We start from the raw sequence: 22155 nt of genomic DNA, 5'->3' as shown, positions 1-22155 counted from the left end.
GCGGCGCGTGGCCGCGGAAGCTCCGGCGGGCAAAGCGGGGCGACTGGGCGACGGCCGAGGTTCCGTACGGCCGGCGGCGGGGCACACCACCGGTCCGTACAGACGTCATAGCCCTGCCCGGTCCCAGGTCAGCGGCGTGCCTCGCCGAACACCTGAGGGTACTCGGCGACCTTCTGCGACCAGTCGTCGTCGTACCGGATGCGGATCACGTCCCAGCCGACGTCCTTCAGCCGCTCGACCGCCTCCTCGTCACGGAGTGTGATCTCGACGTGGTCGTGGTGCGGGCCGTCCACGAAGACCGCGACGGGGCCGAACCCGGTGTCGTAGACGAAGTCCGGCTTGGACAGGGCCGTGGACACCTTGACCTGCTGGTGGTCGGGCAGCCGGTGACCGTGCGACTTCAGGTAGTCCACGAAGCGCTCCTCCAGCCTGGAGTCCGCGCCCCCTTTGAGGACTTCGGCGTGCTCGTCCCGGGTGCGGCCCGGATGGCTTCCTTCGACCGTCCCGCCCGCGAAGGTCTGGAGCAGTTCCGCCACGAGCTTGCGGTCGATGGAGCGGTGGTGGCGCTGGTTGCCGAAGGAGAGCAGGCAGTCGTAGCAGCCCTTCTCGCACGGGTCGCCGTTGCGCTTCTCCGCTCCCCGGTCGCGTCCCACCTGGTCGTAGTGGATGATCTCCAGTGCCTTGCGGGCCGCCTGTGCCAGGGCTTTCGGCTCGGCCTGGAGGCGGCGCAGCACCCCGGCGCCGCCCTCGGCGCTCTCGATGAACAGCAGGCGCTCGCGCGGGCCGTCGAAGGGCGGCAGCTCCTCGGTGTCGAGTTCGGCGTCCTCCAGCTGGAACTCCGCCTCGATGCCCCGCTCCAGGGCGTACTGGAGGGTGAGCGCGGTGTCCCGGTCGACGGGCTCCGCCAGCTTCAGGACGAGGATGTTCCGGGTGTCCTGCACGTACGGGATCACGGGAACCTTGCGGTGCGCCGTGTCGGCGTCCGCGAGGCCCTCCTGCTCCTCGGGGGTCTCCCGGCCGCCCCGCTTCGAGGTGGAGCCGGCCAGCCACTCCCCGGTCGTCGGGTCCATCCAGAAGCCGATGTCGCCTCTGGCGACGGCGCGGCGGTAGCCCAGGTTAGTGAGCCGGACGGTGGCGCTGTCGCCGTATGCGAGTTCCGCGAGCTCCGTGCCCGACGCGGCTCGTGCGGCGGCCCGCAGCGATCCGTCCCGGCCATCCTCGTGCTTCTTGAAGCGGTAGGAGATCTCCACCTTGTAGCCGGTGCGCTGGCGCTCCTCCTCGTCGGAGGAGATCCGGTCACGACGGCGCGTGAAGACCGTGTGCAGGTGCAGCAGACCGGTCCGCACATCGTCGAGAGGGCTGTCACAGACCGGGCAGGTGTCCTCGCGCAGCTCCTCGGGGGACAGGTACGCGCAGCGCCCGCACACCTTGGCGCTTTCGGTGGTCAGCTCACCGGCGGTGTCCGGCGGCAGCTGCACGCGGTCCACCTTGAAACGGCTGCCCTCGTGGTAGATCAGCGCACCCGGACCGAACTCGCGGATAGCGATGAACCGGGAACGCTGGAGGTAGTCGCCGTCGTATCCGCCGCGGCTGGTGCGTCCGGTGCCGGGAATGTACGCGGCCAGCGGCAGCCTGGGGAAGGAGTAGCCGGGCAGGAAGCCCTCGGAGGCGAAGTAGCGGTACGGGTAGAAGTCGGACATCACCGAACGTTCGCCGCCCTGCTCGTTGGCAAGCAGCTTGAGCTGTCCCTCGGCCTGCGCCCGGCGGCGCTTGGCCTGTTCCTTGGAGCGGCCGGTGGCGGTGCGGTTGAGGATGTTGTCGTGCTGGATCTCCCGTTCCTCCAGGGCCCGCCAGAACAGGTTCTTCCAACGCCCGCATGCGAGGCGGAAATTGCCCGGAGCCGACCGGACCGTCTGCTCCAGCCACTCCTCGTGCCACCAGGAGGTGTCGCGCAGGACGTCGACGCACCCGGCCAGGACCGTATGGGCGCGAGCCAGCGCGCGGCGCTGCGCGGCCGGGTCGTCGATCTTCTCGGCCACCTCGGGGAAGAGTTCGAGGGAGGGCGACTTGCCGTCGGAGTCGAGAAGCTTGGTCATGGTGCGGGAGAGTTCAAGTCTCGTCTCGGCCAGCCAGATCGCGTGGACGTGGGAGGCCAGGAGGTCCTCGTTGCCCAGGTCCAGGCGCGGAGGGGCGACGGCCCCGGCGACCATCTGTTCGGGCCGGGAGAAGTAGTACTGGTCGTGGCTGTTGCCGGTCGCGCAGTACGTGGTCACCAGGGCGGGTTGCCCGCTGCGGCCCGCGCGTCCCGAACGCTGGGCGTAGTTGGCCGGGGTCGGCGGCACGTTACGCAGGTTGACGGCGTTGAGGCTGGCGATGTCCACGCCGAGCTCCATCGTCGGCGAGCAGTAGAGCAGCGGGAGGGCAGTGCCCTTGCTGAAGAGCTTCTCGCGCTCCTCACGGATCTCGGGGTGGACCTGCGCGGTGTGCTCGGCCGCGTGCAGTCCAGCGAAGGTGCCCGCGATGTCGCGGTAGAGGCCCTTGAAGAAGGCGTTGACACGGGGACCGCTGTCGTCGCGGTAGGTGCGGCGCAGCCGGTCGACCGCCCCGTGGTCGCCGTCGACGGCGTGCCAGCGGATCACCGTGTGGTTGATCCGGTAGCCCGGGTCCTCCCCCCGGCCCTGGGTGATCTCGGTCAGCACTCCGCCGGCGGCCAGCACCGTGAGCAGGTCACGGATGACGTCCTGCGCTTCGTCGAGGGACAGTCCCTGGTTCCATGCGGGAAAGGTGGTGGGCTTGCGGACGTGGCGGCCGAAGGCGCCACGTCCGGTGAGGTTCAGTTCGCTTCGCCCCCGTCCGGTGCGGCCGGGGCGCCCGGGGCGGGGGACGGCGAGCGCGGCGGGCAGCGGCGCGGCCTCGGTGTCGGCGACCGCCCAGGCGTCGTTGAGCTTGGCGGACTCCTTACGCAGCTCGGCGAATTTCGCCTCGGTGAAGTACGGGGTGTCCACGGCCCGCTGCCGGCGCAACTCGTCCATCAGGACCTTCGCGAGGTTCGCCCGTACGTCGGGAGTCGCGGTCCGCAGCGGATCCGCGGATTCCTTCCACCGCTCCTCGTCACCGGCGATCTCGGCCAGGCCCGCGTACTCCAGGCCGAGCAACCCGGTCTGTTCCAGGTTGGGCATGGTGACGCGCCAGCCGCGCTCCAGGTCCGTGAAGAGCCGGTACTCGGCGACGGCGGCGAGCGCCTCCAGGGTGACTTCGGCCAGCGGCTCCACCTCGGTGGGGTTGGCGGCGTACTCATGACGCGACAGGCCCATGGCCGCCACGACCTCCTCGCCGAGCCGCTTCCAGCGCAGTCCGTTTTCACCCGCTTCGACCATGGCGCGGTAGAGGGCTCCGCGCAGCTGGGTGACCATGACGAAGTCGTTGAAGTGCCCCGCCTGAAGGCTGGCGTCCTGCCGGTTGTCGACGAAGGTGAGCAACTTGCGCGCGTCCGGACCGAGATCCTCTTCCGGCACGCTCTTGAGGTGGCGCACGATCGAGGCACTGACGACGGAGGTGGCCGTCGACCGTCCCTCCTGGTCCAGCGTCATCAGTTTGGCGAAGTCCCGCTCCCTGACACTCTCGTAGCCCACGCCGCACTCCAGGCAGAAGAGGAAGGGCGCCGGGAGGTAGGCGGCGTACAGTCCGTCGCGGTCCTTGCCCGCCGAGCTGCCGTCGGGACGCACCCACACCGGCTGCGGAGCCCGCTTCTTGCGGCTCGGAGTGAGGACCGGGGCGCCCTTCTTCTCGTCGAAGGTGAGCCAGCTGTCGGGGAAACGGCGCTGCTCGATGGCCTCCCCGAGGTGCTCGGGCCAGGGGCTGACGGAGGAGACGTAGAGATATCCCTGCTCGTCGTCCTCGTCCTCTCGGGTGCGGAAGTGGACCGAGCCGTCGTCACGCTGCTCACGGGCCACCGTCAGGTACTCCTGGCCGCATTCCCGGCAGAAGGACAGCGGAAGCAGCAGCTTGTCGGGGGCGCCGGGGACGCGTTGCTGGTAGGTGCGGGTGATGTGGCGCTCCCCCTCCGGCTCCAAGGACACATGGGCGGAGCCGCCCTTGGAGAGGAACTGGTGCAGCCTGAAGGCGAACAGCGGACGGTCGCCGTCCGGCGGTCGGGTCTGCGAACCCGCCTGGAGGGTGGTCCGGATGGCCTCCGCGCACTCGGCGAACAGTTCGTCCTCGGGATGTTCCACCGCGACGTCGAAGGCTTCGGCGCGCAGGAGTGCGGCCGCCTTCTCCACGGTGACAGGTTCGGCGCGCACCAGCGGCGTACTGCCGTCCTCGTCCTTGGTGCGGACGAGGCCGAAGGTCGTCTCGATCCAGCGGGCCAGTGGGTCGGCGGCGAGCTGCTCGTACTCCTTGGACGGGTTGTTCTCCCGCACGCAAGCGGCGAGTTCGGCTGGCGTCGGAACATCCGCTCCGGTTGCTCGGACCAGGGTTTCGCCGACGACTCGCTTGGGGTCGATCTCGGTGTCGAAAAGGGTCGAGGCGACCCGGGCGACCTCGCGGCGGCGGACGGAGGGGGTGCCGCCCGTGGCCATGGTGGCGGAGGTGCCCACGCACTGCAGGGCGGGCGACTCGCAGGCCTCACGAACCCGGCGTACCAGCATCGCGACGTCGGCGCCCTGACGCCCCCGGTAGGTGTGCAGCTCGTCGAGGACGAGGAAGCGGAGCCCCTTGGCGTTGCCGATGAGCTGCTTGCGCTCCTCGGGACGGGTCAGCATCAGCTCCAGCATCACGTAGTTGGTGAGCAGGATGTCCGGCCGGTCATTGAGGACGGCGGCCTTCTCCTCCTTGCTCTCCTGGCCGGTGTAACGGGCGTAGGAGACCGGCTCATTCTTCTTGCCGTAGCCGGCGGTGAGGAACTTCTCCAGCTCGCCCATCTGACTGTTGGCCAAAGCGTTCATGGGATAGACGATGATCGCCTTGATGCCAGGGGCGGCACCCTCTTCCTTTTCCCGCAGCACCCGGTCGACGATGGGAACGATGTAGCCGAGACTCTTGCCCGAACCGGTGCCCGTGGTCAGGACGAAGCTGGAGCGCGAAGCCGCCGCCTCGATCGCGTCGCGCTGGTGGCGGTGGAAGGTGACGGGCCGCACGGTGGCGCCCCGCTTGGCTTTGCCCGTACGGAAGATGCGGGCACACTCCGGGTGCAGTAGTCCTCCCTCGACCGCGAGGTCGTCGACGCAACCGCCGGACTCGAAACTCGGGTTGAGCGAGAGGTAGGGGTCGGGCCACTGGTCGCCGTCGGCCAGCGACTTCGACACCTTCTCCTCGATGCGCGGGTCGTCGATCACCACCGATCCGGAGGTGTACTCCTTGTAGTCCCGGATGAGCCGCCGGTGTACTTCGAAGACGTCCACGTAATCCTCACTCGTTCCCGACGCGGTCCGCACGCCACGCTAGCTACCCGCGACCTTCGCCGTGCGCTACTCCCCTGGATCGCACGACTCATATAACATCACGGACATGTGAACTTAGTCAACGCACACATAGTCCACCAGGGGAGCCCTAACGGCCCATGCTCATGCCAGACTCTTCCCGGGACGCCCGGGGACGGGCTCATCGGGATACGGACGGGGTCGCACCGCGTATGGACATCGAACAGCCGATCGCCGAGCGGTACCGCATCAAGCACAGGATCGGCCGGGGCGGAATGGGGATCGTCTGGCTCGCCCACGACGAGCACCTGGGGCGCGATGTCGCGCTCAAGACCATGAACCCGCCGCCAGGCCTCACCGAGGAACAGTTGGCTCGGGAATCCGAACGCTTCCGGCGCGAGGCCCAGGCCGCCGCCCGCCTCGACCACGCCGGTATCGCGACTGTCTACGACCTCGGCGAGGAGAAGGGCACCCGCTACCTCGTCATGCAGTACGTCACCGGCATCGATCTCGACGACCGAGTTGCTGAACAGGGGCCGCTGTCGCTCTTGGAGGCCGCCTCGATCGGCGTCCAGATCGCCGCGGTTCTCGGATCCGTACACGTCCGCGACATCGTCCACCGTGACCTGAAGGGCAGCAATGTCATCATCCGTACCGACGGAGTGGTGAAGGTCCTCGACTTCGGTGTCGCCGCTTTCCTCTCCCCTGACGTCGTCAAGCTCACCGCCACGGGTGAGCAGGTGGGAAGTCTGGAGTGCATGGCCCCCGAACAGATCAAGGGCAAGCAGGTCGACCAGCGCACCGACCTGTACGCCCTTGGCTGTCTGCTGCACAAGATGCTCACCAGCGAACCCGTCTTCGCGCACGACTCCGACCTGATGCTTCCCGGCCTCATCCTCGACCACCCGCCGACACCTCTGCGCGAGCTGCGCCCGGAAATCCCCGGCGACTTGGAGGAGTTGATCCTCCAGCTGCTCGCCAAGGACCCCCGTGCCCGCCCCGCACACGCGGGTGAAGTGTGGCAGCGGCTTGCCGGCTGGCTTCCTGAACGTGGCGATCCCGCGGCTGCCCTCACCCCGTGGGCGGAGGTAGACCCCCTGCGCCCCTTCACCCACCCCATGGGCCCCGACGCCCGGCCCGTACGCGCGTGGGCGAAGCCAGGCCGGGCGAACTGAGCTTCTCCCTCTTCGTGCTGCAGGCCGCCGCCTTCGGGGCAGCGGGGCCCACTCGTGACGCATCCTCGGTCGGACCTTACGGCTATGTCGAACGGGCTGACGAGCGCGCGATGGTGTACGGGAACCATTCGAGTACGGCTCGGATCTCGGCCCTGTGCAAGGCATCCAGGGTGGGGGGGCCCGGCCCTGCGGCGTAAGACAGGGGGTCTCTGTCCGACCTTGCTTCGGTCTCACCGCTGATTGCGGGATCCTGGCGTCAGCTCTTGAATAGACCGCAGTCGGTGGCGCATAGGTGCCCCATTCAGGAACTCAGCTCGTACAGATCGCCGTTATCGGAGGACAGTGTGGAAGCGAAATCGATGACCCTGCGCGATCTGTTCGGGCCGGACCGGCGACTCGTCGTGCCGGTCTTCCAGAGGCCGTACGTCTGGACGGAGGACCGGAACTGGCGACCGCTGTGGGAGGACGTCACCGCTCTGGTTCACCAAAGAATGGCGGATGAGGAAGTTCATCCGCACTTTCTTGGCGCGGTCGTGCTGGATCAGCTGCTGACACTCACGGGGTCGATGCCCGCCAGACAGGTCATCGACGGACAGCAGAGGCTGACAACACTTCAGGTTCTGCTTGCCGCGGTCCGTGATGTCGCACGGGAGCTCGATGTCCAGGACAGGTACGTACGTGCGCTCGTCAAACTGACCGCCAACGACGACGACATGACCGACGACCCGCACGCCGCCTACAAGGTGTGGCCTACCAACATTGACCGTGACTCGTTCCGCATGGTCATGGACGGTCGGCTCCGGCGGCCCGCCGACGTCGCATTCCCCGTCGCTCCAGACGCCTCGGCGATCGTCCAGGCGTACTGGTTCTTTCGCAACCGCACGGTCGAGTGGGCACAAGAGCTGAACTATGAAAGCAGGCTGGACAAGGGCTTTGATGCCTTGGTGCGCGTGCTTCGCGACAAGTTCGAGTTGGTCGTTATCGATCTCAAGCCCGAGGACAACGCCCAGGTCATCTTCGAGGCTCTTAACGACCGAGGCACCCCGTTGCAGGCATCCGACCTGGTCAAGAACCTAGTCTTCCAGCAGGCGGAGGAGCAAGGACTTCCGGTGGAGGAGCTGTACAGGGACTTGTGGGCGCAGCTGGAGACGCCTGACTGGCGCAAGGAGGTGCGGCAGGGAAGGCTGAAGCGGCCTCGCCTTGACGTCTTCCTCATGCAGTACCTGACGGGTGAACTTGCCGAGGAGGTGATGGCCCCAGAGCTCTTCCTGACCTTTCGCAGGTACGTTAAGGCCGCTGATATGGGCCTGGTCAATCTGATGAGGCGCTTGGTGGAGCGGGCAGGTGTCTACCGACAGCTGACGGCCGAGGAACAGCCGCTGACACCGGAAGGCCGCTTTCTGCGCACTGTTGGTGTTCTGGACGCCAACACCGTGATGCCCGTGCTTCTGTGGCTGGTGAGCCGTTTCGACGAGGACGACCGGGCCGGCGCGGTGGCCACCCTGGACTCTTACCTGGTGCGACGCACTGTCTGCCGCCTGACGACGAAGAACTACAACCGGCTCTTCCTGGAACTGCTCAAGGAGCTGAAGGCGAAGGACGACCCGTCGGTCGTGGCGGACTTTCTGCTCCGACAGGAAACCGACTCCGGGTTCTGGCCCCACGATCGCGATATCCGAGATGTATTTCGGTCCCAGCCGTTGTACAAGCAGCTCACGCGGACCCGGATGCGGCTGCTGCTGGCCGAGTTGGAGGACTCCCTGTATTCGGGCAAGACCGAGCGACAGGTTCACAACGGGGAGTTGACGATCGAGCACCTACTGCCCCAGGCCTGGGAGGAGCACTGGCCGCTTCCCGAGGGCGGAGGCGGCGGAAGCGTCGAGGTTCATGAGCGCAGGCAGTCCCTCCTCCACACCGTGGGAAATCTGACTCTGCTCACCGGCAGACTGAACACATCGGTTTCCAATGGTCCCTGGGAGCGCAAGAGGAACGACATCCTCGTGCACAGTGCACTTTCGTTGAACCGTTCCCTGCCTGCTCAGTGGGACGAGGAGAGCATCCTGGCCCGGGCTGACCATCTGTCCGAGGCGTTCTCACGGCGCTGGCAACGCCCGGATGGAGGCGCGCCCACCTCCTCGGTCGCAGGCTTCCCGGCACCCCGGCTGGGGGCGCGGGAGGCTACCCCCGTCGGTAGGCCGGCGACGGTTCAGATGCCCCGGTCCCGTCGCGATGTCGCACGCCACATGCGAGAGGCCTTTGCCGGGCTGCCGGTCGGAAGCGTTCTGACGGTGTCGCAGATAGCGGCGGTCCCCACGAGCCAGTACCAGGCCGGGGAGATCAGCCCTGGCGCTGTGGCCGCCAGACTTCGCGCCGACAACGTTCCCAGCATCCGGGCCGTACCTGGTTCCAGCCCACTTTCCGCCCGCAAGACCAGCTGAACCGTCCCGCACTCGTGCGGGCGTGCACATCCTCGGGACGGAATCTGTCTCGAACTGGTGTTGCCTGCTGTCGCGGCGAACTGTTGGAACCATAGGAGAGGGTTCGGATGGGGTGGCAAGAGGGCGCCGTGGAACTGGACGCGCGGATGCTCGAGCGTCCGCTTCCTTCCGATGCAGTGGGAAAGCTGGGAGCCTGGTTGGCCGACGACGGGGCGCCGTACGCGGACGGGACCGGCGCGCACGCAGTTCGCTACATCCCGAGGTCCTGGGCCGGCATCCGGCCGTGGCCCTCGGGGTTGGCTGAGCAGGGCGGACGTAAGCCAACTTTGCTGAGCCGAGCGCAGGTGTTAGCGGTGGCCCGGACTGGGGTAGCAACGGCTAGCTGGACCGAGACACTCATCGCCAGCTACGTCTGGGGGCAAGGTGACAACGGGTACGGGGCCTACCGGCTGGGTGAGATCCTGCGCGCAGGCCCGGTCGAGGCGGTGCTGGCACAGGCTATTGCAATGCTGGCCACCGATGGCGCCGTGGCGGGCTACCGCAGGTTGAGCGGCGCGATCGCAGGCCTTGGACCTGCGTTCTTTACCAAGTTCCTCTACTTTGCCGGCGGCGCCGTAGTGGATGCGCCGGGGCCGCGCCCGCTCATCCTCGACCAGCGCATAGCTCGTGTCCTGCGCGCGTACACGACACGACTGGGGGAGGGGATCGGGCTTCAGGAACCCGCGAAGCTCGCTGCCTGGCTGTGGAGCGACGGCGGGTGGACCCCGCACCGCTACGACGTGTACCTGAGATGGGCACGCGGCGTTACCGACCAGCTGGCCGGGTCCACGCACTGGCCGCTCGCTCCCGACCTACTGGAATTGGCACTGTTTGGCGGCGCATGGACCCCGTAGAAGGCCCCCGGACCGTCCTCCGCTTCGGCGCGTCCGCCACCCTTTGAGCCCGGCCCCGTGACCAATACTCCCGATCGCCCTCACGAGGCGCCTGCCTCCAGGTGGGGCGTGCAAATCTGGCGGTCGAGACGCTTCCGCCGAGTACCGCCCACTGAACGAGCCGCGTGCGCAGGACCAGGACGAGACGACGGTTCACGCCATGCCGGTGCAGTGCCGGAGCCTGGGGCGCGGAGACTTGTCACGCTGGTCGTCGTAGGGCGGCTCGACACCCCGCCGGTCCGAACGTCGCAGCGGGTGCTCCCACGAGGTGGGCGCAGGCTCAGCCCGTGACACGGCGCCCGTCTACGACAGAGGACGCGCCCGCGTGGTGCGGGTCCTCTTCTGCGTGAAGTGATCAGCCGGAGGACTTGGATGCGCGGTCGGACCCCAGGCTGCGTCGCGAGGCCGGAGACGTCATGGCAGGTGGTGGTTCACCTCCTCGCCCAGACGCGGTCGGCGTGACCCGACCGACATCGGATGTTGCGAGGCCATTTCGGCGACAACCCTCCGTAAAGGCTGACGGTTACTCAGCTTTTCCTGACCTCCAGTCAGTCATTCAAGATCATCTTGCACGTGCGTTGCACAAGGTGCTGAAAAGCAACAGTGATCAGTGAAGGGCCGTGAAGGTAAGTATTCGCAGGTCAGATGGCATGCTGCGGTGTTGTGCCCCCTGGGCTCAAGGGGCACAACACCCCGCCCGTCAGATGTCCCGGAAGATCTCGATCTGCGCCCCGATCGAGTTCAGGCGTTCGGCGAGGTCCTCGTAACCCCGGTTGATGACGTACACGTTGCGCAGCACCGACGTGCCCTCGGCCGCCATCATCGCCAGCAGGACGACCACGGCGGGGCGCAGTGCGGGCGGGCACATCATCTCGGCGGCGCGCCAGCGGGTCGGGCCCTCGACCAGTACCCGGTGGGGGTCCAGGAGTTGGAGCCGGCCACCGAGGCGGTTGAGGTCGGTGAGGTAGATCGCGCGGTTGTCGTAGACCCAGTCGTGGATGAGGGTCTGGCCCGACGCGACCGCCGCGATGGCCGCGAAGAACGGGACGTTGTCGATGTTCAGGCCCGGGAACGGCATGGGGTGGATCTTGTCGATCGGGGCTTCGAGCTTGGAGGGACGGACCGTGAGGTCGACCAACCGGGTGCGGCCGTTGTCCGCGAAGTACTCGGGGCTGCGGTCGTGGTCGAGGCCCATCTCCTCCAGGACCGCCAGCTCGATCTCCAGGAACTCGATCGGCACGCGGCGCACCGTCAGCTCCGACTCGGTCACCACGGCGGCGGCGAGCAGGCTCATCGCCTCGACCGGGTCCTCGGAGGGGGAGTAGTCGACATCGGTGTCGATGTTCGGCACGCCGTGCACGGTGAGCGTGGTGGTGCCGATGCCCTCGACCTTGACGCCCAGCGCCTCCAGGAAGAAACACAGGTCCTGGACCATGTAGTTGGAGGAGGCGTTGCGGATGACGGTGACGCCGTCGTGCCGGGCGGCGGCCAGCAGCGCGTTCTCGGTCACGGTGTCGCCGCGCTCGGTCAGCACGATCGGCCGGTCGGGGCGGACAGTGCGGTCCACCTGCGCGTGGTACTGGCCCTCGGTGGCCGCGATGTCCAGACCGAACCGGCGCAGCGCGATCATGTGCGGCTCGATGGTGCGCGTGCCCAGGTCGCAGCCGCCGGCGTAGGGCAGCTTGAAGTGGTCCACGCGGTGCAGCAGCGGGCCGAGGAACATGATGATCGAGCGGGTGCGGACGGCGGCCTCCGCGTCGATCGCCGCCATCTCCAGCTCGGCGGGCGGGGCGAGTTCCAGGTCGACGCCGTCGTTGATCCAGCGGGTGCGCACACCGATGGAGTTGAGGACCTCCAGGAGGCGGTACACCTCCTCGATCCGCGCCACCCGGCGCAGCACCGTGCGCCCCTTGTTCAGCAGTGTGGCGCACAGCAGGGCCACGCACGCGTTCTTGCTGGTCTTGACGTCGATGGCGCCGGACAGCCGGCGACCGCCGACCACGCGCAGATGCATCGGACCCGCGTAACCGAGCGACACGATCTCACTGTCGAGGGCCTCGCCGATGCGGGCGATCATCTCAAGGCTGATGTTCTGGTTGCCGCGCTCGATGCGGTTGACCGCGCTCTGGCTGGTGCCGAGCGCCTCCGCGAGCTGCGACTGGGTCCAGCCTCGGTGCTGCCGAGCGTCACGGATGAGCTTGCCGATGCGTACGAGGTAGTCGTCTGCCATGAGGTTGAGGCTATCTCAGATATGAGATGGCGCCCGTTGGGGGGTCCATTCGGGTGACGCCCCTTCGGGTGACCGTGGTGACGGCCCGTCAACGCCCCTGCTCAGCCTCACGCCCTCACGCGGCATTCAGAACTTAAGGGATAGTCAGGGGCGAATCGGCTGATGTTGGGGAAAATGGTGGCCGATCGGGCTGTCTCGCCCGGTGTGCCCGGAAGTCCTGTCCGTACGGCAGCGGGGGAGCTGCCGCATCCCGATCTCCCCGTGCGCCCCCCTTCGGGGGTGGTGGCCGCCGCGCGCGCCGGCCCGGAATGCGTGCCGGGCCGGGTTGGGCATGACCATCCGACGCCCATGTACTAGAGTTATCTCGACATCGAGATATCTGCCGAGGCGCACCGCAGCCGCCACGCCAGTAAGGGCCACCTAACTTAGCCTTACCTTAGCGGATCGGCCCAGCCGGCGTGGCGGCAGGATTGACGGTGGTACGCGCACATCAATGAAGGAGACTGTCGTGTCGGCGAACAGCTTCGACGCCCGCAGCACGCTGCCGGTGGGCGACGAGTCGTACGAGATCTTCCGGCTGGACAAGGTGGAGGGCTCGGCCCGCCTGCCGTACAGCCTCAAGGTCCTGCTGGAGAACCTGCTCCGCACGGAGGACGGCGCGAACATCACCGCCGACCACATCCGCGCACTCGCCAACTGGGACTCCCAGGCCCAGCCCTCCCAGGAGATCCAGTTCACGCCGGCCCGCGTGATCATGCAGGACTTCACCGGCGTTCCCTGCGTGGTGGACCTCGCCACGATGCGTGAGGCCGTCAAGGAGCTGGGCGGCGACCCGGCCAAGATCAACCCGCTGGCGCCGGCCGAGCTGGTCATCGACCACTCCGTCATCGCCGACAAGTTCGGCACGAACGACGCCTTCAAGCAGAACGTCGAGCTGGAGTACGGCCGCAACAAGGAGCGCTACCAGTTCCTGCGCTGGGGCCAGACCGCGTTCGACGAGTTCAAGGTCGTACCGCCGGGCACCGGCATCGTCCACCAGGTGAACATCGAGCACCTGGCCCGCACGGTCATGGTCCGGGGCGGCCAGGCGTACCCCGACACCCTCGTCGGCACCGACTCGCACACCACCATGGTCAACGGTCTCGGTGTCCTCGGCTGGGGCGTCGGCGGCATCGAGGCCGAGGCCGCGATGCTCGGCCAGCCGGTCTCCATGCTGATCCCGCGCGTCGTCGGCTTCAAGCTGACCGGTGAGCTGCCCGCCGGCACCACCGCCACCGACCTCGTCCTCACCATCACCGAGATGCTCCGCAAGCACGGTGTGGTCGGCAAGTTCGTCGAGTTCTACGGCGAGGGCGTCGCCGCCACCTCCCTGGCCAACCGCGCCACCATCGGCAACATGTCGCCGGAGTTCGGCTCCACCGCCGCGATCTTCCCGATCGACGACGAGACCCTGAACTACCTGCGCCTGACCGGCCGCTCCACGCAGCAGGTCGCCCTGGTGGAGGCCTACGCCAAGGAGCAGGGCCTCTGGCTGGACCCGCAGGCCGAGCCGGACTTCTCCGAGAAGCTCGAGCTGGACCTGTCCACGGTCGTGCCGTCCATCGCCGGCCCGAAGCGCCCGCAGGACCGCATCGTCCTCGCCGAGGCCGCCCAGCAGTTCGCCAAGGACGTCCTGAACTACGTCGAGGCGCCCGTCGGGCAGACGCCGGCCGCCTCCGACTCCCCGGTCGACGAGGCCAGCGCCGAGTCCTTCCCGGCCTCCGACGCCCCGGCCTACGGCCACCAGGAGAACGGCGCCGGCGCGCCGCGGCACGGCGAGGGCACCGGTGCCGTCCCGTCCCACCCGGTGCAGGTGACCGCCCCCGACGGCACCACCTACGAGCTGGACCACGGTGCGGTGACGGTCGCGGCCATCACCTCCTGCACCAACACCTCCAACCCGTACGTCATGGTCGCCGCCGCCCTGGTGGCCAAGAAGGCGGTCGAGAAGGGCCTGACCCGCAAGCCGTGGGTCAAGACCACCCTCGCCCCGGGCTCGAAGGTCGTCACCGACTACTTCGAGAAGGCGGGCCTGACCCCGTACCTGGACAAGGTCGGCTTCAACCTCGTCGGCTACGGCTGCACCACCTGCATCGGCAACTCCGGCCCGCTGCCGGAGGAGGTCTCCAAGGCCGTCAACGACCACGACCTCGCGGTCACGTCGGTCCTCTCCGGCAACCGGAACTTCGAGGGCCGCATCAACCCCGACGTCAAGATGAACTACCTGGCGTCCCCGCCGCTGGTCGTCGCGTACGCCCTCGCGGGCTCCATGAAGGTGGACATCACCAAGGACGCCCTGGGCACCGACCAGGACGGCAACCCGGTCTTCCTGAAGGACATCTGGCCCTCCGAGGCCGAGGTCAACGAGGTCGTCGCCAACGCCATCGGCGAGGACATGTTCAACAAGTCCTACCAGGACGTCTTCGCGGGCGACGCCCAGTGGCAGGCGCTGCCGATCCCGACCGGCAACACCTTCGAGTGGGACCCGCAGTCGACGTACGTCCGCAAGCCCCCGTACTTCGAGGGCATGACCATGGAGACCACCCCGGTCTCCGACATCACGGACGCCCGCGTCCTGGCCAAGCTGGGCGACTCGGTCACCACCGACCACATCTCCCCGGCCGGTGCCATCAAGGCCGACACCCCGGCCGGCAAGTACCTCACCGAGCACGGTGTGGAGCGCCGCGACTTCAACAGCTACGGCTCCCGCCGCGGCAACCACGAGGTCATGATCCGCGGTACGTTCGCCAACATCCGCCTGCGCAACCAGATCGCGCCGGGCACCGAGGGCGGCTACACCCGCGACTTCACCCAGGCGGACGCCCCGGTGTCGTTCATCTACGACGCCTCGCGCAACTACATCGAGCAGGGCATCCCGCTGGTCGTCCTCGCGGGCAAGGAGTACGGCTCCGGCTCGTCCCGCGACTGGGCGGCCAAGGGCACCGCGCTGCTCGGTGTGAAGGCCGTCATCGCCGAGTCGTACGAGCGCATCCACCGCTCGAACCTCATCGGCATGGGCGTCCTGCCGCTCCAGTTCCCGGAGGGCCGGAACGCCGAGTCCCTCGGCCTGACCGGCGAGGAGTCCTTCTCCATCTCCGGTGTGACCGAGCTGAACGACGGCACCACGCCGCGCACGGTCAAGGTCACCACCGACACCGGTGTCGAGTTCGACGCGGTCGTCCGCATCGACACCCCCGGTGAGGCCGACTACTACCGCAACGGCGGCATCATGCAGTACGTGCTGCGCAGCCTGATCCGCAAGTAAGCGGCACGGCAGGGCGGTCCAGGGCCGCATCCCCGACCCCGGGGGTGCGGCCCTCGCCGTACCCCCGCCGCCCGCCCCGAGCCCCTCAGTCCGCGAGGAACGCCGAGAGGTCCGGCAGCGTCAGTTCGGCCCAGATCACCTTGCCGTGCGGGGTGTACCGGGTGCCCCAGCGCTCGGCCAGCTGGGAGACCAGGAACAGCCCCCGGCCTCCCTCGTCGGTCGTCGCGGCGTACCGCAGATGCGGCGAGGTGCTGCTGCCGTCGGCCACCTCGCAGATCAGCGTGCGGTCCCGGATCAGCCGCACATGGACGGGATCGGAGCCGTACCGGATGGCGTTGGTGATCAGCTCGCTCAGCACGAGTTCCATCCCGAAGCCCAGTTCCGACAGCCCCCACTCCTCCAGCCGGTCGGAGACGGCACCGCGCATCCTCGACACGGCGGCCGGGTCGCGCGGCACGTCCCAGTCGGCGACCTGCCCGGGCGGCAGCGCCCGGGTGCGGGCGACCAGCAGGGCCACGTCGTCCTTGGGGCGCTCGGGCAGCAGCTCCTCCAGCACCGCCCGGCAGCTCTCCTCCGGCGACCGGTCGGGGTGGCCGGCCAGTGCCCGGCGCAGCATCTCCAGGCCCACGTCCAGATCGCGCGAGCGGTCCTCGACCAGGCCGTCGGTGTACAGGACGAGCTGGCTGCCCTCGGCCAGCTCCAGCTCGGCCGTCTGGAACGGCAGGCCGCCCAGGCCCAGCGGCGGGCCGGCCGGCACGTCGGGGAAGACGACGCTGCCGTCGGGGTGGACCAGCGCGGGCGCCAGATGCCCGGCCCGGGCCATGGCGCAGTGCCGCGTCACGGGATCGTAGATCGCGTAGAGACAGGTGGCGCCCACGATCTCCCCGGCCCGGTCCGCGCCGGCCTCGTCCTGGTCGATGCGGCCGACCAGGTCGTCCAAGTGATGGAGCAGCTCGTCGGGCGGCAGGTCGAGGGTGGAGAAGTTGTGCACCGCCGTCCGCAGCCGGCCCATCGTCGCGGCGGCGTGCAGACCGTGTCCGACCACGTCACCGACGGCCAGCGCCACCCGGCCGCCCGGCAGCGGGATCACGTCGAACCAGTCACCGCTCACCCCGGACTGCGCCGGCAGATAGCGGTAGGCGACGTCGAGCGCGCTCTGCTCGGGCAGGGCCCGCGGCAGCAGACTGCGCTGGAGCGTGACCGCGAGGGCGTGCTCGCGGGTGAAGCGGCGGGCGTTGTCGATGCTGACCGCGGCCCGGGCCACCAGTTCGTCCGCCAGGGACACCTCCTCCGCGTCGAAGGCCTCCCGCTTGGCACGCCAGAAGTTGGCCATGCCCAGCACGACCCCGCGCGCCTGGATCGGAGCGGCGATCAGCGAGTGGATGCCGTAGTCCAGGATCTGCCGGGTGCGCTCCGGGTCCTGCGCTTGCCAGCCGTCGGCCGACGACAGGTCCGTCACCAGCTCGGAGCGTCCGGCGCCGTAACCGCGGGCCTGCGGGGTGGACGGCAGGAAGTCGATCAGCCGGCCCTCCTCGTAGAGCGGGTGGTCGTCCCGGATGCCGCTCACCGCGACCCGCCGCATGTCCGTCGCCGCCGGCATCGTGTCCCGCACCGGGGCGGGTTCGTCCCCGTGCAGTACGGCGTCGGCCAGGTCGACGGTGACGAAGTCGGCGAAGCGGGGCACGGCGACCCGCGCCAGCTCGTCGGCCGTGCGGACCACGTCCAGGCTGCTGCCGATGCACAGGCCCGCGTCGTACAGCAGCTCCAGGCGCTCCCTGGCGGCCTCGGCGCGGCCCGACACCGCCTGGAGCTCGGTGGAGTCGCGCAGCGTCACGACGGTCCCGCCGGGGCCGCCCGCCCGGTCCGTGGGCCGCTGGTTGACCGCGAGCAGACGGCCCTTGGCGAAGTGCACCTCGTCGCTGGCCTCGCGTCCGGAGGCGAGCAGCTCCACCGTCGCGGGTTCGAGGTCCGGCAGTTCCCGCACCGTGCGTCCCTCGCTGTCGGCGGGCAGCTCCAGCAGACGTCTGGCCTCGTCGTTGACGAGCAGCAGCCGGCCGTCGGGGCCCACGATGAGCACGCCCTCGCGCACCGAGTGCAGGACCGTGTCGTGGTGCTCGTACATGCGGGTCATCTCGTCCGGAGCCAGGCTGTGGGTCTGGCGCCGCAGCCTGCGGCCCACCAGCGCCGTACCGCTCGTCGACACCACGAGGGCGCCGGCCCCCGCGCCCAGGATGATCGGCAGCTGCCGGTCCAGCTCGCTGGTGACGTTCCTGACCTTCAGTCCGGCGGAGACCAGCGCGATCACCTTGCCACGGGGGTTCTCGACGGGCACGGTGGCCTGCACCTCGTGGCCCAGCGGACCGTGGACGCTCTCGGTGTAGACCTTCCCGGCCAGGGAGGGTCCGATGTTGCCCACGAACCGCTTGCCGATCCGGCTGGGTATCGGATGGGTGTACCGGATGCCGTGCGTGTCCATGACCACGATGAAGTCGACACCGGCGGGCCCGCGCGCCGCCTCGGTGAGCGGCTGGAGGACCTTGGACGGATCAGGGCGTTGCAGGGCTTGTCGCAGGCCCGGGGAGTGGGCGAAGGTCTCGGCGACGGCGACGGACCGGCGTCTGGCCTCCGTGGTGGTGTCCCGCCGCGACTGGAGGACGAGGGCGAGGACGGCGCAGAGCACGAGCAGCACCACCAGCGCCACCTGGAGCAGGAAGACCTGCCCGGCGACGCTGCGGGGGCTTTTGCCGATCACAGTGCGCCATGCGAGGCGCCGGAATCGGGCAGGTGCGTCTGACATGCGGCATTTGTAGCACTGGTGAATTCCGGCTGGCTATGGTCCGTCCACGAGATGGACGGTCCGTATGCCGTCCCGGGATTTCTGACCCGGGACGGCACCTGCTGTCCAGCATCCACCCGCCGCGCCCGGCATTCAAACGGTCACCGGCGGGACGGGGCGGGTGGAGGGGGGCGGCGACCTGCCCGGGGGGCGGGCGCCGCGTGGCTTGTGCGCCGGCGTGGGACGCGAGACATCGTTGTCAAAAGGTTCGTACCTGACTCTACCGCCGCAACCGACAACGATGTCAACCCACTTGACCGTTCCTGCCGGGTGAGGCGGGCGCGCGCCTGCCCGGGCGCGGGCGGTCTTCCGTGGTACCGGTGACGCACGCTACTGTCCCTGCGGCTTGTGCGACCCGTGGTGCGCGACCCGTCCGTAAGGAGGAAGGGCCGCGTCATGCGTTTACGACCCCCGTCCCTGCTGCTGGCCGCGCTCCTGGCGACCGCCGGCACCGCAACCCCCGCCCTCGTGCCCCCCGCCCTCGCGGCGCCCGCCGCGCCACCCCGCCTCGTCCAGGACCCCACGCCGTATGTCGATCCGCTGATCGGCACCAGCAACGGCGGCAACGTGTTCCCGGGCGCCGTCGTGCCGTTCGGCATGCTCTCCTGGAGCCCGGAGAACACCCGCGGCGACGCGACGAGAACGGCCGCCCCGGGCGGCTACCGGTACGACGCCACCCGCATCCGGGGCTTCAGCCTCACCCACATGTCCGGCACCGGCTGCGCCGGCGGCAGCGGCGACATCCCGTTCTTCCCGTACGCCGGCGAGGTCACCTCCTCCCCGGCGAGCGACACGGGCAACACCGTCTACGCGTCCGGGTTCACCCACGCCGACGAGACCGCCGAACCCGGCCACTACAAGGTCGCCCTCGCCTCCGGCGTCACCGCCGACCTCACCGCCACCGCCCGCACCGGCTCCGCCCGCTTCACGTTCCCCGCCGGGGCACCCGCCTCCCTGCTCGTGCGCACCTCCGACTCCGAGGTGGGCTCCGAGGACTCGGCGGTCTCGATCGACCCGGACACCCGCACCGTCTCCGGCTCGGTCACCTCCGGGAACTTCTGCGGCCACCTCGACCCCGAAGGGCGGCGCGCCTACTACACCCTGCACTTCACCGCCCGCTTCGACCGCGCCTTCGAGGCCACCGGCACCTGGCACGACGACACGCTCCGGCCCGGGTCCCGGCAGGCGTCCGGCGGCACCGGCGGCTTCTCGCACGGCGGCCGGCCCGTCGCGGGCAGGGGCGCCGGCGGATACGTGGAGTTCGCGCCCGGCGCCGGACCGGTGAACGCCGAGGTCGGCATCTCCTACGTCAGCCGGGCGGCGGCCGAGGCCAACCTCGCCGCCGAGAACCCGCCGGGCCGCACCTTCGACGCCGTCCGCGACGCGGCCCGGCGCGCCTGGCGGGAGCGGCTGGGCGCCGTCCGGGTCGGCGGCGGCACCGAGGCCGAGCGCACCACCTTCTACACCGCGCTGTACCACGCGCTGCTGCACCCCAACGTCATCAGCGACGCCGACGGCGGGTACCGGGGAGCCGACGGACGGGTGCACACCGCCGGCGGCGCACCCCCCGGCGGGGACGCCCGGCGGGGCCCCGCCGGGCGCCGCCCGCACGCCCAGTACGGCACCTTCTCCGGCTGGGACGTCTACCGCGACCAGCTCCAGCTCCTCACCCTCCTCGACCCGGACACCGGCTCCGACATCGCCCGGTCGCTCTACACCCTGGCCCGCCAGAACAACGGCGTCTGGGACCGCTGGCTGCACGGCGCGAGCGGCACCCACGTCATGAACGGCGACCCCGCGCCGACCGCGCTGGCCGGCATCCACGCCTTCGGCGGCACCGGCTTCGACCTGAAGGGCGCCCTGCGCTCGCTGGTCAGGGCGGCGACCGTGCCCACCCCGCAGGACCTGTCGGCGGCCGGCAAGCCGGTGCTGTCCGCCGGCCAGCGGCCCTCGCTCGACAAGTACCTGAAACTGCACTACATGCCCAGCGTGTCCAACGCCTGGGGCGGCGCCGCGGAGACCCTGGAGATGTCCACCGCGGACTTCGCCGTCTCCCAGCTCGCCCGGGCGGCGGGGGAGAAGGGCATACAGGCCCGCTTCGCCCGCCGCGCGCAGTGGTGGCAGAACAACCTCGACATCGCCGCCGCCCCCTCCGGCGCCTACATGGCCGACCGCAGGGCCGACGGCAGCTGGGTGACCGGCTTCGCCCCGGACACCGGACACGGCTTCGTGGAGGGCACGGCCGCCCAGTACACCTGGATGGTCCCGCACGACCCGGCGGGCCTCTTCGCCGCGCTCGGCGGCCGGGACCGGGCCCTGGCCCGGCTGGACGACTTCTTCCACGACGCCGGCGGCGGCTGGGCGTTCACCGGTGGCGACGGCACCGAGGCGGAACTGGACAACGAGCCGTCGATCAACGTCCCGTACCTGTACGACTACGCGGGCGCCCCCTACCGGACGCAGGAGACCGTCCGCGCGGTGATGCGGCAGCTCTGGTCCGACCGGCCCGGCGGCATCCCGGGCAACGACGACCTCGGCGCGATGTCGGCCTGGTACGTCTTCTCGGCCCTCGGCATGTATCCGCAGGTGCCGTCCCGGGCCGAACTGGTCCTCGCCTCCCCGCTGTTCGAGCGCGTCGAGATCAGCCGGCCGCACGGCAACGACATCTCCGTCCACGCGCCGGGAGCGGCGGCCGACGCGCCCTACGTCCAGTCCCTGCGGGTCGACGGGCGCCCCGGCGACCGCCCCTGGCTGCCCGCCTCCTTCGTCCGCGACGGCGGCCGGCTCGACTACACCCTGGGCCGCACCGCCAACCACGCCTGGGGCGCGGACAGCCCGCCGCCGTCCTTCCGGCAGGGCGAGCAGCCGTACCAGATCGGGGTCGGGCCCACCGCCGCCACCCTCGCACCCGGCGACAGCACCACGGTCGGCGTCCGCGCGCTGTCCCTGACCGGCGGCACCGGCCCGCGGGTGCGTTTCCGGGTGGAGACCCCGGCCGGGATCACCGCCACGCCCGCCGAGGGCACGGTCACCGGCGGCGCCCGGGAGATCACCCTCACCGCGGCCCGGGACGCGGAACAGGGCTTCGCCGACGTCAAGGTCACGGTGACCTCGGGCGGCACCTCCTACCGGCAGCCCGTGACCCTCACCGTGGCCGCCCCGGGCACGCTCCTCGCCGCCTACGACAACACGGGCGTCTCCGACGACTCCGGCGACCACGACGAGGCCGACTTCGACGGCGGCGGCTGGAGCTACTCACGCCAGGCGCTCGCCGCCGCCGGGCTCACGGGGGGCGCCCGGGGCACCGTCGACGGGCTGGTGTTCACCTGGCCCGCCTCACCCGACGGCCGCCCCGACAACGCCTCCGCGGCCGGGCAGACCGTCCGGCTGCCGGCCCCCGCGGACCGGCTGGCCTTCGTCGGCAGCGCGGTCGACGGCGACCGCCGCTCCGAGGCCACCGTCACGTACACCGACGGCACCACCGGCACCGTCGACCTCTCCTTCACCGACTGGACCATGGGCGGCGGAGGCGGCACCGTGCAGTACGGCAACGAGGTCGTCGCCAGGACCGCGTACCGCAATGTCGCGGGCGCGGACAAGGACCCGGTCGCGACGTACGTGTTCGCCACCCGGCCGTACCGGGCCCCGGCGGGCAGGGCGATCCGGAGTGTCACGCTCCCGCGCGACGGCGGCCTGCACGTGTTCACCCTCGCGACGGGCTGAGCCCCGCACACCGAAGCGGCCCGCTCCCGGAACCGGGAGCGGGCCGCTTCCACTGCCGTCCGCGCGCCGTCCGGCGCGCGCGGCCGGCCGCCGTACG

8 protein-coding genes are annotated in these 22155 nt (G+C 69.8%); 5 read left to right on the top strand and 3 right to left on the bottom strand.

Going from position 1 to position 22155, the window contains the following annotated elements; all coding sequences use genetic code 11:
- Positions 1-128: 128 nt before the first annotated feature.
- The gene (locus tag AB0F03_RS23890; RefSeq protein WP_361995346.1) at positions 129-5402 is read right to left on the bottom strand and encodes a DEAD/DEAH box helicase; all 5274 of its coding nucleotides are present in this window, start codon (positions 5400-5402) and stop codon (positions 129-131) included.
- Between the two features lie 230 nt (positions 5403-5632).
- On the opposite strand from AB0F03_RS23890, the gene AB0F03_RS23885 reads away from it, so the two are divergent.
- The 3 genes from AB0F03_RS23885 (at position 5633) to AB0F03_RS23875 (ending at position 9926) form a co-directional block, all read left to right on the top strand.
- Positions 5633-6595, top strand: coding sequence for a serine/threonine-protein kinase (locus AB0F03_RS23885; protein ID WP_361995345.1), 963 nt, complete (start codon positions 5633-5635; stop codon positions 6593-6595).
- 344 nt (positions 6596-6939) lie between these two features.
- Positions 6940-9033, top strand: a complete 2094-nt coding sequence (locus AB0F03_RS23880; protein WP_361995343.1) for a DUF262 domain-containing HNH endonuclease family protein — start codon at positions 6940-6942, stop codon at positions 9031-9033.
- A gap of 128 nt (positions 9034-9161) precedes the next feature.
- On the top strand, positions 9162-9926 hold the full coding sequence (locus AB0F03_RS23875) for a hypothetical protein (RefSeq protein ID WP_361995341.1): 765 nt from the start codon (positions 9162-9164) through the stop codon (positions 9924-9926).
- Positions 9927-10665: 739 nt separating this feature from the next.
- Here AB0F03_RS23875 and AB0F03_RS23870 read toward each other — a convergent pair.
- Positions 10666-12195, bottom strand: coding sequence for a UDP-N-acetylglucosamine 1-carboxyvinyltransferase (locus tag AB0F03_RS23870; protein ID WP_361995339.1), 1530 nt, complete (start codon positions 12193-12195; stop codon positions 10666-10668).
- Positions 12196-12703: 508 nt separating this feature from the next.
- Between AB0F03_RS23870 and AB0F03_RS23865 the strand changes: the two genes are divergently transcribed.
- Positions 12704-15499, top strand: a complete 2796-nt coding sequence (locus AB0F03_RS23865) for an aconitate hydratase (protein ID WP_361995337.1) — start codon at positions 12704-12706, stop codon at positions 15497-15499.
- A gap of 85 nt (positions 15500-15584) precedes the next feature.
- Here AB0F03_RS23865 and AB0F03_RS23860 read toward each other — a convergent pair whose 3' ends face one another.
- A complete protein-coding gene (locus AB0F03_RS23860; RefSeq protein WP_361995335.1) occupies positions 15585-18296 on the bottom strand; it encodes a SpoIIE family protein phosphatase in 2712 nt (903 codons plus the stop codon).
- A gap of 435 nt (positions 18297-18731) precedes the next feature.
- Between AB0F03_RS23860 and AB0F03_RS23855 the strand changes: the two genes are divergently transcribed.
- On the top strand, positions 18732-22058 hold the full coding sequence (locus tag AB0F03_RS23855) for a GH92 family glycosyl hydrolase (RefSeq protein WP_361995333.1): 3327 nt from the start codon (positions 18732-18734) through the stop codon (positions 22056-22058).
- Positions 22059-22155 lie beyond the last annotated feature (97 nt).

Origin of the sequence: Streptomyces sp. NPDC028722, from assembly GCF_040637655.1 — a bacterium.
Taxonomy (GTDB): domain Bacteria; phylum Actinomycetota; class Actinomycetes; order Streptomycetales; family Streptomycetaceae; genus Streptomyces.
This window is presented reverse-complemented; position numbering and strand designations above follow the sequence as displayed.

Excerpts from the sequence above, each read along its gene's own strand:
- AB0F03_RS23885 (WP_361995345.1), top strand. The coding sequence starts at position 5,633 with ATGGACATCGAACAGCCGATCGCCGAGCGGTACCGCATCAAGCACAGG.
- AB0F03_RS23870 (WP_361995339.1), bottom strand. The coding sequence starts at position 12,195 with ATGGCAGACGACTACCTCGTACGCATCGGCAAGCTCATCCGTGACGCT.
- AB0F03_RS23860 (WP_361995335.1), bottom strand. The coding sequence starts at position 18,296 with ATGTCAGACGCACCTGCCCGATTCCGGCGCCTCGCATGGCGCACTGTG.
- AB0F03_RS23855 (WP_361995333.1), top strand. The coding sequence starts at position 18,732 with ATGCGTTTACGACCCCCGTCCCTGCTGCTGGCCGCGCTCCTGGCGACC.